Raw genomic sequence first — 751 nt, forward strand, 5'->3', positions numbered from 1 at the left:
CGGCTCGTAATCGAGCCCATGCCCTGCGACTGCACGAAGATGTTGGAGAGGTCCTTGAGCGAGGTGCGGTCGGCTTTCGGCAGGCGGACGTTGATCGTCACCTGCTCGAGATCCGGCTGGCGGTGCAGCGCGCCGACGTCCATGCCGGCGACCGACATGCGGAGCGTCTGGGCGATCTGCTCGACAGAGACACCGCGGAAGGCGGCCTTCTTCTGGTCGACGACGAGCTCGTAGACCTCCTGGTCGTCCTCGACGAGCCAGTCGACGTCGACCACGCCCGGGGTCTCCAGGAAGATCTCCTTCACCTTCCGGGCCAGCTCGATGCGCTCCTTCTCGGTGGGGCCGTAGATCTCGGCGACGAGCGTGGAGAGGACCGGAGGTCCGGGAGGGATCTCGACGATCTTGGCGTTGGCGCCGTACCTGCGGCCGATCTCCTGCACGCCCTCGCGGACGCGCTTGGCGATGTCGTGGCTCTGGTCGCTGCGCAGGCCCTTGTCGATAAGGTTGACCTGGATGTCGGCCATGTTGTCGCCGTGGCGGAGGTAGTAGTGGCGCACGAGGCCGTTGAAGTTGATCGGGGCGTTGGTGCCGGCGTAGTACTGGCAGCTCTCGACCTCGGGAACGGTGCGCAGGTAGCCCGAGATCTCCTGGGCCACGCGGCCGGTCTCCTCGAGCGCGGTGCCTTCCGGCATGTCGATGATGACCTGGAACTCGTTCTTGTTGTCGAACGGCAGCATCTTCATCTGCACGG

Annotated in this window: 1 protein-coding gene; it reads right to left on the reverse strand. The window is 65.5% G+C overall.

The genetic code is table 11. The features are described 5' to 3' along the window. Nucleotides 1-751, reverse strand: a 751-nt coding sequence (locus tag F3F96_RS12335; RefSeq protein ID WP_176963581.1) for an efflux RND transporter permease subunit, incomplete at both ends; no start/stop codon positions are given.

This window comes from Mariprofundus sp. NF, assembly GCF_013387455.1.
Taxonomy (GTDB): domain Bacteria; phylum Pseudomonadota; class Zetaproteobacteria; order Mariprofundales; family Mariprofundaceae; genus Mariprofundus.